Origin of the sequence: Mixta theicola (assembly GCF_002895925.1) — a bacterium.
GTDB lineage: Bacteria > Pseudomonadota > Gammaproteobacteria > Enterobacterales > Enterobacteriaceae > Mixta > Mixta theicola.
Genome location: NZ_NWUO01000006.1, coordinates 130,195 through 142,745 on the forward strand (window position 1 = coordinate 130,195; position 12,551 = coordinate 142,745).

Sequence of the window (12,551 nt, forward strand, 5' to 3'; positions counted from 1 at the left end):
TACCTCCAGAGTCAAGAGGCAATATTCTCGTCAGAACAGCCAAAGCGAGCGGGCGATCATAAAGTGTCCGGCGAAATAGCAGGCGGCGACAATGGCGTTGTCCGCCGTAAAGCGCTTGCGATAATGGCTGATAAACCAGACCAGGTTAGCCAGCGTCAGCAGAGAAGCGCCCGCCATTAGCGAAAAGCTGTAATCGGTGGGCCGGAAGTAATAGAGTTCGGCCGCCAGCCAGTTCATTACCAGCGTCATGCCGATAAAGGTACAGACCGGCCAGCGCAGCTCCTCCAGCCGCGACCAGATTACGGCGATCCAGACGATGCCAATAATCAGCAGCGTCAGCGGGATGGGCCAGAAGAAGCTCATCGTCATATGACTGGCAAAATTGATGGTATACAGCAGATGCGCAAGGAAAAAAGCGCCCAGCGCATACATCATGCGCTGACGCGGCAGCAGCGTTAGCGCATCGCCCGCCATCGTCGCCAACAGGCCGAGCAGGATCAGATAGTCGGTGGGATTAAGCGTAGGCGCCTGCCAGGCCCAGGCCAGCAGCAACAACAGGGTGACCGGTTTAAACAGCCAGCGCTGCCATTGTGGACCGCGATAAGAAGCGTCGACATACAGCCAGCCGGAAAAAAGTACCGCAAGAAACGACCAAATCATTACGTTGTCCTTTTCTGAAAGGGGTGACAGCAAAATCAACCATCAATACGTAGCGCTGGTGGTCTGGCCACCGTGTTATGTGCAACATCCTGCACTGAGTTTAGGTTAGGGGCGCGCAATGTGACAATGGGTGCGTTCTGGTTGTATTCTTCTCGCGCGACAGGGCGCTTAAAGGGAGCCGAAGAGAGATGAGCAAACCGCCGTTAATTTTTATCATCGTGCTGGCGATTATTGCCGTACTGGCCTCGCGTCAGTTCATTAAGCAACGGCGCGAAAATGCGGCAAACGCGGCTTCGCCGGTGCGCCTGTTGTTGGCAGAAATTAAAAGTAAACGTGAGTTTCCGGCGCCGAACCGACGTTCACGCCAGCGTGAAGTCATTGCCGGGGAAGAGATGCGCTATGAGGCCTGGTTTCATCCGTTAAACGGCGGCAGCGATATTAAGCTGACGGTAAAGGCGAGCGATTATCATCAGCTGGATAAAGGCGCAAAAGGCGAGCTTAAAGTGCAGGGCAGCCGCTTTATCTCTTTTACGCCCGTTAACGATTAATCTACCGTGGCGGATAATGCTTTTTTTGCCAGGCAAGCAGCTCAAACACGCCGAAAAAGAAGATCTTAATCTGGGTGACACGGCTTAGCCTGACGCCATCTTTTGGCTGCGTGGCTTTCAGCAGCACCAGCTGCAGGCCATGCATCAGCACCATAAAAATCAGCGCAACGTTAACAAAATATGTCAGCGGTTTGGGAAAAGGATGCACAATATTCAGCAGCAGAAACGCCCAAACGAACACCATTAATAAACGACCCAGATTAAGCCACATCTTCCTGCTCCTGTGATACCTCTTCACGGCGATATAAGCGGTAGGCGACCTGTCCCGCGATTTTTTCCCGGTGCAGCTGCCAGTTAACCGGCACCGGCGGCGCGCCGTTTTCCACTTCGCTTTCGACATAAATCAACGCGCCGTCAGCCAGCCAGCGGTTGTTTTCCAGCAGCTGCAGCGTCTGCTCTAACAGTCCTTTGCGAAAGGGCGGATCGATAAACACAATTTGATAGGGCTCGCCCTGCTGCGCCAGCCAGCTAAGCGCGTTGGTCTGGATTACCTGCGCATTACTGGCTTTTAACGTCTGCAGATTCTGCACCAGCTGCTGGGCCACCGGCTTTTCCAGTTCCAGCAGCGTGGTCGAACCGGCATAGCGCGACAGCGCCTCAAGCCCAAGCGCGCCGCTGCCGGCGAAGCAGTCCAGGCAGCGAGCCTGCTGAATATCGGGCGCCAGCCAGTTAAACAGCGTTTCGCGCACCCGATCGGTAGTGGGGCGCAGCCCGGCGCTGTCGGGAACCGGCAGTTTTCGTCCACGCCATTGACCGCCAATTATGCGGATTTGTCCGGCGCCGCCGCGGGGTTTTTTATTCATGATGCTCACAACTCGTCATAATTTGTTGCGTAGTTTAACGGGCGAAAGCGGTTGAGGAAACGTTAAAAAGGGTGCTGGTGTTGCGTTCGCTGGAAAGTGTTAGACTAATGAATTCTTTATCAGGTTATTTTTTCAGCCCGGCGCAACAGACGACCGGATGAAAGCCATCGAGGAGTGTAGTCACACAATGGCAAAAGAGAAAAAGCGTGGCTTTTTTTCCTGGCTGGGTTTTGGTCGTGAAGAAACGCCTGTACAGCCAGAAGAACAAAAAGAGACGTTAACGGAGCAAACGGAAAATGCAGCCGAAAACGCAGAGCCTGCGGCAGAAAAGCCGGACTCCGAACAGCTGGCTGCCGATATTGTGGCGACAACCGAAGCCGTGGCGCGCGAAGCGCAGCCGGAAGAGGTAAAAACAGAGGCTGTCGCGCCACCAGAAGAGATCCTGCCGGAAGAGAGTCAGCTGGCTGACGCCGCTGCGCCGGTGGAAGAAGAAGTTCTACCGGAAGAGAGTCAGCCGGTCGATGCCGCTGCGCCGGTAGAAGAAGAAGTTCTGCCGGAAGAGACGCAGCTGGTCGATGCCGCTGCGCCGGTAGAAGAAGAAGTTCTGCCGGAAGAGAGTCAGCCGGTCGATGCCGTTGCGCCGGTAGAAGAAGTTCTGCCGGAAGTGATGCCACCGGTTGCTGCTGAGCCGGTCGCCGAGATCCTTGCGGAAGCAACGGCGCCTGCCGAAGAGAAAGATGCGGCAATCGCTGCGGAAGTCGCGGCAGCGGTAGAGCTGGCCCCGGCTGAAGAACAGGATGACGCGCCGCTTTCCGATGAGGAACTGGCCGCGCTGGCGCTGGCTGAGGAGCCGGAAGAAGAGACGGAAGAAGAGACGCAAATTGCCGCCGCGCCCGTTGAGCAGGATCGACCGACCAAAGAGGGCTTTTTTGCCCGTTTAAAGCGCAGCCTGGTCAAAACGCGGCAGAACCTTGGTTCTGGCTTTATCAGCCTGTTCCGTGGCAAAAAAATCGATGATGAGCTGTTTGAAGAGCTGGAAGAACAGCTGCTGATCGCGGATGTCGGCGTCGATACCACTCAGCGCATTATCACCAGCCTGACGCAGCAGGCGAACCGTAAACAGCTGCGTGACGCCGAGGCGCTGTACGGCCTGCTGAAAACGGACATGGCCGGGATTCTGCATAAGGTCGAAGCGCCGCTGGATATGACGGGCAAAACGCCGTTTGTTATTTTAATGGTTGGCGTTAACGGCGTGGGTAAAACCACCACCATCGGTAAGCTGGCGCGTCAGTACCAGGCAGAAGGCAAATCGGTGATGCTGGCGGCGGGCGATACTTTCCGTGCGGCGGCGGTCGAGCAGCTGCAGGTATGGGGCGAACGCAACCATATTCCGGTGGTGGCGCAGCATACCGGCGCGGATTCCGCCTCGGTGATTTTCGATGCGATTCAGGCCGCCAAAGCGCGCGGCGTGGATGTGTTAATCGCCGATACCGCAGGTCGTTTGCAGAATAAAGCGCATCTGATGGAAGAGCTGAAAAAAATCACCCGCGTGATGAAGAAGTTGGATGAAAATGCGCCGCACGAGGTGATGCTGACGATTGACGCCAGCACCGGCCAGAATGCGGTCAGTCAGACTAAGCTGTTCCATGAGGCGGTAGGTCTGACCGGGATTACCCTGACTAAACTGGATGGTACCGCAAAAGGTGGCGTCATCTTCTCGGTAGCGGATCAGTTTGGTATCCCGATTCGCTTTATCGGTGTCGGAGAAGGCATCGATGATTTGCGGCCGTTTAAGGCCGAAGATTTTATTGAGGCACTGTTTGCCCGAGAGGATTAACCAGGATGATTCGCTTTGAAGAGGTCAGTAAGGCTTATCTCGGCGGTCGGCAAGCGCTGCAAGGGGTAGATTTTCATCTGCATCCGGGCGAAATGGCGTTTCTGACCGGACATTCCGGCGCAGGGAAAAGCACCCTGTTGAAGCTAATTTGCGGCATTGAGCGTCCCAGCGCGGGCCATATCTGGTTCAGCGGGCACGATATTAGCCGCCTGAAAAATAGCGAGGTGCCTTTTCTGCGCCGTCAGATTGGCATGATCTTTCAGGATCACCATTTGCTGATGGATCGCACGGTCTATGACAACGTGGCCATCCCGCTGATTATTGCCGGGGCCAGCGGCGAAGATATTCGTCGTCGCGTTTCGGCGGCGCTGGATAAAGTTGGCCTTCTCGACAAAGCGAAAAACTTTCCCATCCAGCTTTCAGGCGGCGAACAGCAGCGCGTTGGCATAGCGCGCGCGGTGGTGAATAAACCTGCGGTGCTGCTGGCCGATGAGCCGACCGGTAACCTGGATGATGCGCTGTCGAACGATATTTTGCGTCTGTTTGAAGAGTTCAACCGCGTTGGCGTAACGGTGCTGATGGCTACGCACGACAGGGGACTAATCGGCCAGCGCAGCTATCGGGTAATGACGCTCAGCAATGGCAGACTGCACGGAGGCGATCGTGGCTAATAAACGCAACAAGCGCGTACCGGCGCCGAAAACCAAACAGCCGTCGAAAAGCAAAGCGCTAAAGGGCGGCTGGCAGGAACAGTGGCGCTACGCCTGGCGCGGCACGCTCTCTGATATGTGGCGTCAGCCGTTGGCAACGCTGCTAACGGTGATGGTGATCGCCATCTCGCTGACGCTGCCCAGCGTCTGCTATATGGTGTGGAAAAACGTCAGTCACGCAGCGGAGCAGTGGTATCCGGCGCCGCAGCTGACGCTTTATCTGTCGAAAACGCTGGACGACAGCGCTGCGGAAAACGTCGTGGCGACGCTGAAGAAAGAACCGGGCGTGGCGAAAGTTAACTATCTGTCGCGCGAAGAGGCGTTAGGCGAATTCCGTAACTGGTCAGGCTTTGGCGGCGCGCTGGATATGCTGGAGCAGAATCCTCTGCCGGCGGTGGTGATCATTACGCCGGAAATGAATTTCCAGAACGAGAAAACGCTGCAAACGCTGCGCGACCGCGTGCAGCACGTTGAAGGCGTTGACGATGTGCGCATGGACGATAGCTGGTTTGCGCGTCTGGCCGCGCTGACCGGCCTGGTCGGACAGGTCGCAACGATGATCGGTATCCTGATGGTGATTGCGGTGTTCCTGGTGATTGGCAACAGCGTGCGCCTTAGCATCTTTGCCCGACGCGATACCATTAACGTCCAGAAGCTGATCGGCGCTACCGACGGTTTTATCCTGCGTCCTTTCCTGTATGGCGGCGCGCTGCTGGGATTTGGCGGGGCGTTGCTGTCACTGGTTTTGTCTGAAATTTTGGTCTTCCGGCTGGAGTCGGTGGTGGCGCAGGTGGCGGCGGTATTTGGCACCACTTTCCGCCTGAGCGGGCTGTCGTGGGATGAAAGCCTGCTGCTGTTGCTGCTGTCGGCGATGATCGGCTGGATTGCCGCCTGGCTGGCGACGGTACAACATTTACGTCGTTTTACGCCACAGTAACGATTTTTTGGTATAATCTTCCTCTGCTGCATGACGCTTGTGCTGCAGAGGAAGTCCGCCCGGATCTCTTCCTGCCTGTCACAATCATATCGTTCATCACTTGTGTATAAAATATTCACGTTGTAAATTGAACTTGTGGATAACTTTATTATCTAATAAAGCAGCACAGATTGCTTTGAGGTTTCGTTGCCGGTTCCTGTACCCTGGTGAATCGTGCAAAAGGAAATCGTGCGGCAATATTATTAATTATGTGAGGGTTTGAATGACCAAAGAAATGCATACTTTAGCTATTGCTCCTCTTGGTAACCTGGAGTCCTATATTCGGGCTGCCAATACCTGGCCGATGCTAACGGCAGAAGAGGAAAAAGCGCTGGCTGAACGGCTGCATTACCAGGGCGATCTGGATGCGGCTAAAACGCTGATCCTGTCTCACCTCCGCTTTGTTGTTCATATCGCTCGTAACTACGCGGGCTATGGCCTGCCGCAGGCGGATCTGATTCAGGAAGGCAATATCGGCCTGATGAAAGCAGTACGTCGCTTTAATCCTGAAGTTGGGGTGCGCCTGGTCTCGTTTGCTGTTCACTGGATCAAAGCGGAAATTCATGAATACGTGCTGCGTAACTGGCGTATCGTGAAGGTCGCGACCACTAAAGCACAGCGCAAACTGTTCTTTAACCTGCGTAAAACCAAGCAGCGTCTGGGCTGGTTTAATCAGGATGAAGTGGAAATGGTGGCGCGCGAGCTGGGCGTGAGCAGCAAAGACGTACGTGAAATGGAATCGCGTATGGCCGCTCAGGATATGACTTTCGATCTGACCTCTGAAGATGAATCAGGCGAAGGCAAAAGCATGGCTCCGGTGCTTTATCTGCAGGATAAAACGTCTGACTTTGCCGACGGCATCGAGGAAGACAACTGGGAAAACCATGCGGCTGATAAACTGAGCGACGCGCTACAGGGACTGGACGAGCGCAGCCAGCATATTATTCGTGCCCGCTGGCTGGATGACGACAATAAAACCACGCTGCAGGAGCTGGCCGATAAATACGGCGTCTCGGCGGAGCGCGTGCGTCAGCTTGAGAAAAACGCGATGAAAAAATTGCGGATAGCAATAGAAGCATAATGCTTTATTGCGGTCAGGGGCGGCTTAACAGGCCGCCCTTTTTTTTGGCACTTATTAGCGGCATTAAGCCGCCCTCAGCGAAAAGCGCGATTCTACCCGACGGTATACACCCAGCCGTCAGCCTGAGTACGAAAGCCGCAGGCCTGCATAAAAGCAGCAATAACTTGCTGATCGGCCTTGCCGTCATCGGCAACCCACCACTGCGTCAGCGACGGATTCTGCGCGATCACCTCCTCCATTAAATAATGCCCAACGCCGCGACGGCGGGTGACCTCCCTGACTTCCAGCTTTGAAAGCTCGCCCTGCGTGCCGCGTATATTCAGCTCCACCGCCGCCAGCAGGCGCTCATTAAAACGCGCGGCGTACAGTCGATGATTTTCGTTCAGCTTTTTTTCCAGCGCATCACAGTCAACGTCAGGCCAGATTTTGCCGAGATCGATACGATCCTGCGCGCTCAGCTGTTGCAGTCGGATAATTGTCAATTTCATGAAATAACCAGCCCCAGGGTAAAAGGCATATTGTAGCGAAAATGTTCAAAAAATGACGTGTAACTTTTTCTGTACGAAAACGAAGCAATCTGTTTTTTGCCGCCCGGATATTCCGGGTAAACACTTAGGTTAAGCCATGGTGCCAGCATAACGCGCTGGTTAAACGGCTAAAATGCCACCGTAACTGCCAGATGATTGTCCTGTAGCAAAGGCGCGATTTTGATTATCTCAGTTGATTTACAGAATAAAATTCCTGTTTAATGGACTGAAAAATAAAGCCTTATTTATAAAAACAGCGTGGATATATTCCTAACTCGTTCACATTAAACAAGTTTTGTTCTATAGCCCGCCCAAAATAATCACAACGCACATCACAACAGATGGGGAAGTCAGGATGAAAATAAGTAAAGGTCGCATGATGCTGGCAGGATGTATGGCGCTGGCAATGAGCCAGGCTGCGCTGGCGGAAGATATTAAAGTTGCTATCGTTGGCGCAATGTCAGGCCCGGTAGCGCAGTACGGCGATATGCAGTTTACCGGCGCTACGCAGGCGATTGCCGATATTAACGCCAAAGGCGGCGTGAACGGCAATAAGCTGGTGGCGGTAAAATATGATGATGCCTGCGATCCCAAGCAGGCGGTAGCGGTTGCTAACAAAGTGATTAACGAAGGTATCCGTTATGTTATTGGTCACCTCTGTTCTTCTTCCACCCAGCCCGCCTCCGATATTTATGAGGATGAAGGCGTACTGATGATTACGCCTGCCGCCACCGCAGCCGATCTGACTTCCCGTGGCTATCAGCTGATTATGCGCACCACCGGCCTGGATTCCGATCAGGGCCCGACCGCCGCCAAATACATCCTCAATACCATTAAACCCCAGCACATTGCCATCGTGCATGACAAGCAGCAGTACGGCGAAGGCCTGGCGCGCTCGGTACAGGAGAGCCTGAAAAAAGCCAACGCGCCGATCGCGATGTTTGAAGGGATCACCGCAGGCGACAAAGACTTCTCCACGCTGGTTGCGCGCCTGAAAAAAGAGAACATCGACTTCGTTTACTTTGGCGGTTACTACCCGGAAATGGGCCAGATTTTGCGCCAGGCACGCGCTGCCGGCCTGAAAACGCAGTTTATGGGCCCGGAAGGGGTGGGCAACGCTTCCCTCTCTAACATTGCCGGCGCGGCGTCCGAAGGGATGCTGGTAACCCTGCCAAAACGCTATGACCAGGTGGCGTCGAACCAGCCGATTGTGAATGCGATTAAGGCTAAAAAACTGGACGCAACCGGCCCGTTCGTCTGGACAACCTACGCGGCGCTGCAGTCGCTGGTTGCCGGTATTGAGCGCAGCAAAAGCGAAGAACCGGCGGATATTGCTAAAAACCTGAAAGAAGGCCAGCCGGTTCCTACTGTGATGGGCGACCTGAGCTGGGATCAGAAAGGCGACCTGAAAGGCTTTGAATTTGGCGTATTCAAATGGCACGCCGACGGCACCTCAACCGCCGTGAAATAAAGCACGGTACTTGAGGAGCGGCAGTCCGGGGTCAGGCGCGCCTGACCCCTGTTCCATCCTGCATTTCGTGAAGACGGACGATTTTTTGCTGTCGGCGGTGCCCGCGCAGCTTTGTTGGGGTTTATTTTATGTCCGAGCAGTTTCTCTATTTTCTACAGCAGTTGCTTAACGGCGTTACCTTAGGCAGCACCTACGCGCTGATCGCCATTGGCTACACTATGGTTTACGGCATCATCGGCATGATCAACTTCGCGCATGGCGAAGTTTATATGATCGGCAGCTATGTCTCGTTTATCGTGATTGCCGCCCTGATGATGGTCGGCATTGATGTGGGCTGGGTATTAATCGGCGCCGGTTTCCTGGCGGCGATTGTGATTGCCAGCGCTTACGGCTGGAGTATTGAACGCGTCGCCTATAAGCCGGTGCGCTCCTCTAAGCGCCTGATTGCGCTGATCTCCGCCATCGGGATGTCTATCTTCCTGCAAAACTATGTCAGCCTGACCCAGGGCTCACGCGATCTCGCCCTGCCGGGCCTGGTCAGTGGTCAACTGACGCTGGGCGAAAGCAACGGGTTCGCTGCCACCATCAGCACGATGCAGGTGATTATCTGGCTGGTTACCTTCCTCGCCATGCTGGCGCTAACGCTGTTTATCCGCTATTCGCGCATGGGCCGCGCCTGCCGCGCCTGCGCCGAAGATTTAAAAATGGCCAGCCTGTTGGGGATCAACACCGACCGGGTAATTTCCCTGACCTTCGTAATCGGCGCGGCGATGGCGGCGGTTGCGGGCGTGCTGCTGGGGCAGTTTTATGGCGTCATCAACCCCTATATCGGCTTTATGGCGGGCATGAAGGCCTTTACCGCCGCGGTACTGGGCGGCATCGGCAGTATTCCCGGCGCGATGCTGGGCGGTCTGGTGTTAGGCGTTGCCGAGGCGCTGACCTCCGCCTATTTCAGCACGGAATATAAAGATGTGGTCTCTTTTGCGCTGCTGATTGTGGTGCTGCTGGTTATGCCGACGGGTATCCTCGGTCGTCCGGAGGTAGAAAAAGTATGAAGCCCGCTCACTTTGTTAATGCCGTTATTTCGGCACTGATGCTGTTAATCCTTGCCTCATTCTTTATGGGTATGCGTCTTAACCTTGACGGCACGCGGCTGGTGGTCAATAACGCAGGCAGCGTGCGCTGGAACTGGATCGCTATCGGCTGCGCCGTGGTATTTGTCTTTCAGCTGTTGCGTCCGCTGGTGGGACGCAGCCTGAAGCGCAGCGGCCACGGCGGCTTGGTGCTGCCAGGCTTTGACGGCAGTACGCCGAAGCAGAAGCTGCTGGCGCTGCTGTTTATCGTGGCGGCGGTTATCTGGCCGTTTATCGTCTCGCGCGGCACGGTGGATATTGCGACGCTAACGCTGATTTACGTCATGCTTGGGCTGGGGCTGAACGTAGTCGTGGGGCTTTCCGGCCTGCTGGTGCTGGGCTACGGCGGCTTTTACGCTATCGGCGCCTATACCTTTGCGCTGCTTAACCACTATTACGGCCTGGGATTCTGGGAATGCCTGCCGCTGGCGGGTCTGGTTTCCGCCATGTTTGGTCTACTGCTGGGCTTTCCGGTGCTGCGCCTGCGCGGAGACTATCTGGCGATCGTCACGCTCGGCTTTGGTGAAATCGTCCGTATCCTGCTGCTGAACAACACCGCCATTACCGGCGGCCCGAACGGCATCAGCCAGATCCCGAAGCCGACTTTTTTCGGCCTGGAGTTTAACCGCAGCCCGCGCGACGGCGGCTGGGATACTTTCCATCACTTCTTTAACCTGAAATACGATCCCAGCGACCGTATTATTTTCCTGTATCTGGTCGCGCTGCTGCTGGTGGTGCTGACGCTGTTTGTTATTAACCGCCTGCTGCGTATGCCGCTGGGCCGCGCCTGGGAAGCGCTGCGTGAAGATGAAATTGCCTGCCGTTCGCTGGGCCTCAGCCCAACGCGCATCAAGCTGACCGCTTTTACCATCAGCGCCGCGTTTGCTGGTTTCGCCGGCAGCCTGTTTGCCGCGCGTCAGGGCTTTATCAGTCCGGAATCCTTTACCTTTGCCGAATCGGCCTTTGTGCTGGCGATTGTGGTGCTGGGCGGCATGGGCTCACAGTTTGCGGTGATCCTGGCGGCGATCCTGCTGGTGGTTTCGCGTGAACTGATGCGCGATTTGAATGAATACAGCATGTTAGTGCTGGGTGCGCTAATGGTGCTGATGATGATTTGGCGTCCGCAGGGACTATTGCCGATGCAGCGTCCGCATCTGAAGCTGAAGCGCGATCAACAAGGAGAGCAGGCATGAGTCAGCCTTTATTAACGGTAGAAGGCCTGATGATGCGCTTCGGCGGCCTGCTGGCGGTAAATAACGTGGCGCTGAAGCTGCATCCGCAGGAGATCGTTTCGTTGATTGGCCCGAACGGTGCGGGAAAAACCACGGTATTTAACTGCCTGACCGGCTTTTATAAGCCGACCGGCGGATCGATTCGGTTAGGCGATCGCCAGCTGGCCGGGCTGCCGGGCCAGCAGATTGCGCGTATGGGCATCGTGCGTACCTTCCAGCATGTCCGTCTGTTCCGCGAAATGACGGTGGTTGAAAACCTGCTGGTGGCGCAGCATCAGCATCTGAAAAGCGGCCTGTTTTCCGGGCTGTTGAAAACGCCGGCTTTTCGTCGTAGCGAAAGCGAGGCGCTGGATCAGGCAGCCAGCTGGCTGCAGCGCGTTGGGCTGCTGGAGATGGCTAACCGGCAGGCGGGCAATCTGGCCTACGGTCAGCAGCGGCGGCTGGAAATTGCCCGCTGCATGGTGACGCGCCCGGAAATCCTGATGCTGGATGAACCGGCGGCGGGCCTTAACCCGAAAGAGACGCATGAACTGGATGAGCTGATTGCGGAGCTGCGCGGCGAACATAAGGTCACGGTGCTGCTCATTGAGCATGATATGAAGCTGGTTATGGGTATTTCCGATCGCATCTATGTGGTTAACCAGGGGACGCCGCTGGCAAACGGCACGCCGGAAGAGATACGTAACAACCCGGACGTGATCCGTGCATATTTAGGTGAGGCATAAAATGGCGAATCCGATGTTAACGCTTAGCAAGGTCAGCGCGCATTACGGCAAGATACAGGCGCTGCATCAGGTTAGCCTGGAGATTAATCAGGGCGAAATCGTCACGTTGATTGGCGCGAACGGCGCGGGAAAAACCACGCTGTTGGGCACGCTGTGCGGCGAGCCGCGCGCCTCTGAAGGCACCATTTCCTTCGATGGCAAAAATATTACCGACTGGCAAACGGCGCGTATTATGCGCGAGGCGATTGCTATCGTGCCGGAAGGACGACGGGTTTTCTCGCGCATGACGGTGGAAGAGAATCTGGCGATGGGCGGCTTTTTCGCCAGCCGCCAGCAGTATCAGCAGCGGATTGCGCAGGTTTACGAACTGTTTCCGCGCCTGCATGAGCGGCGAGTTCAGCGCGCGGGCACCATGTCGGGCGGCGAACAGCAAATGTTGGCGATTGGGCGCGCGCTGATGAGCCAGCCGCGGCTGCTGCTGCTGGATGAGCCTTCGCTGGGGCTGGCGCCGATTATCATTCAACAGATCTTCGATACCATTGAGCAGCTGCGTCAGGAAGGCATGACCATCTTCCTGGTGGAGCAAAACGCCAACCAGGCATTAAAGCTGGCCGATCGCGGCTACGTGCTGGAAAACGGTCACGTGGTGCTGGAGGACAGCGGCGATGCGCTGCTGGCTAACGAGGCAGTTCGCAGCGCCTACCTCGGCGCGTAACCTTCAGGCCGCCCGTCGTTCGGCGGGCGGTTCTTTGCAACCTCGCCGTCATCTTTCCGTCACCTTACGGTTA

At 55.7% G+C, this 12,551-nt stretch carries 14 protein-coding genes; 10 read left to right on the plus strand and 4 right to left on the minus strand.

The annotated features are described in order from the left end of the window. Positions 1-30 precede the first annotated feature (30 nt). Positions 31-660: a lysoplasmalogenase gene (locus tag COO59_RS09945; protein WP_103059645.1), complete on the minus strand. Its 630-nt coding sequence runs from the start codon at positions 658-660 to the stop codon at positions 31-33. A 188-nt stretch (positions 661-848) separates the two neighbouring features. Between COO59_RS09945 and COO59_RS09950 the strand changes: the two genes are divergently transcribed. Next, positions 849-1,208 carry a DUF2500 domain-containing protein gene (locus tag COO59_RS09950; RefSeq protein WP_103059646.1) on the plus strand — a complete coding sequence of 120 codons (360 nt, stop codon included), beginning with the start codon at positions 849-851 and terminating at the stop codon, positions 1,206-1,208. A 1-nt stretch (position 1,209) separates the two neighbouring features. Here the strand turns inward: COO59_RS09950 and COO59_RS09955 are convergent, their stop codons facing one another. Both COO59_RS09955 and rsmD read right to left on the minus strand, forming a co-directional pair. Then, positions 1,210-1,479, minus strand: coding sequence for a DUF1145 family protein (locus COO59_RS09955; RefSeq protein WP_103059647.1), 270 nt, complete (start codon positions 1,477-1,479; stop codon positions 1,210-1,212). Continuing rightward, positions 1,469-2,071, minus strand: a complete 603-nt coding sequence (gene rsmD, locus COO59_RS09960) for a 16S rRNA (guanine(966)-N(2))-methyltransferase (protein WP_103059648.1) — start codon at positions 2,069-2,071, stop codon at positions 1,469-1,471. Before rsmD ends, COO59_RS09955 begins: the two co-directional genes overlap by 11 nt. 187 nt (positions 2,072-2,258) lie before the next feature. Between rsmD and ftsY the strand changes: the two genes are divergently transcribed. The 4 genes from ftsY to rpoH all read left to right on the plus strand — a co-directional run bounded on the left by ftsY (position 2,259) and on the right by rpoH (position 6,675). After that, a complete protein-coding gene (gene ftsY, locus COO59_RS09965; protein ID WP_103059649.1) occupies positions 2,259-3,908 on the plus strand; it encodes a signal recognition particle-docking protein FtsY in 1,650 nt (549 codons plus the stop codon). A gap of 5 nt (positions 3,909-3,913) precedes the next feature. Then, a complete protein-coding gene (ftsE, locus tag COO59_RS09970; protein ID WP_103059650.1) occupies positions 3,914-4,579 on the plus strand; it encodes a cell division ATP-binding protein FtsE in 666 nt (221 codons plus the stop codon). Next, complete coding sequence (ftsX, locus tag COO59_RS09975) at positions 4,572-5,555, plus strand: permease-like cell division protein FtsX (RefSeq protein ID WP_103059651.1); 984 nt, start codon at positions 4,572-4,574, stop codon at positions 5,553-5,555. The genes ftsE and ftsX overlap by 8 nt, the downstream gene beginning before the upstream one ends. A gap of 262 nt (positions 5,556-5,817) precedes the next feature. Beyond that, positions 5,818-6,675 (plus strand): RNA polymerase sigma factor RpoH, encoded by an 858-nt coding sequence (rpoH, locus tag COO59_RS09980; RefSeq protein WP_103059652.1) that lies wholly within the window; start codon positions 5,818-5,820, stop codon positions 6,673-6,675. A gap of 92 nt (positions 6,676-6,767) precedes the next feature. On the opposite strand, the gene panM is transcribed toward rpoH, so the two are convergent. Then, positions 6,768-7,163 (minus strand): aspartate 1-decarboxylase autocleavage activator PanM, encoded by a 396-nt coding sequence (gene panM / locus COO59_RS09985; RefSeq protein ID WP_103059653.1) that lies wholly within the window; start codon positions 7,161-7,163, stop codon positions 6,768-6,770. A 394-nt stretch (positions 7,164-7,557) separates the two neighbouring features. Between panM and COO59_RS09990 the strand changes: the two genes are divergently transcribed. The 5 genes from COO59_RS09990 to livF all read left to right on the plus strand — a co-directional run bounded on the left by COO59_RS09990 (position 7,558) and on the right by livF (position 12,478). Beyond that, positions 7,558-8,673 carry a branched-chain amino acid ABC transporter substrate-binding protein gene (locus tag COO59_RS09990; protein ID WP_103059654.1) on the plus strand — a complete coding sequence of 372 codons (1,116 nt, stop codon included), beginning with the start codon at positions 7,558-7,560 and terminating at the stop codon, positions 8,671-8,673. Positions 8,674-8,801: 128 nt separating this feature from the next. Continuing rightward, positions 8,802-9,728, plus strand: coding sequence for a high-affinity branched-chain amino acid ABC transporter permease LivH (gene livH, locus COO59_RS09995; protein ID WP_103059655.1), 927 nt, complete (start codon positions 8,802-8,804; stop codon positions 9,726-9,728). After that, complete coding sequence (locus COO59_RS10000; protein WP_103059656.1) at positions 9,725-10,999, plus strand: high-affinity branched-chain amino acid ABC transporter permease LivM; 1,275 nt, start codon at positions 9,725-9,727, stop codon at positions 10,997-10,999. Before livH ends, COO59_RS10000 begins: the two co-directional genes overlap by 4 nt. Beyond that, the gene (gene livG, locus COO59_RS10005) at positions 10,996-11,763 is read left to right on the plus strand and encodes a high-affinity branched-chain amino acid ABC transporter ATP-binding protein LivG (protein ID WP_103059657.1); all 768 of its coding nucleotides are present in this window, start codon (positions 10,996-10,998) and stop codon (positions 11,761-11,763) included. The genes COO59_RS10000 and livG overlap by 4 nt, the downstream gene beginning before the upstream one ends. A gap of 1 nt (position 11,764) precedes the next feature. After that, positions 11,765-12,478 carry a high-affinity branched-chain amino acid ABC transporter ATP-binding protein LivF gene (gene livF / locus COO59_RS10010; protein ID WP_103059658.1) on the plus strand — a complete coding sequence of 238 codons (714 nt, stop codon included), beginning with the start codon at positions 11,765-11,767 and terminating at the stop codon, positions 12,476-12,478. Positions 12,479-12,551: the final 73 nt, after the last annotated feature.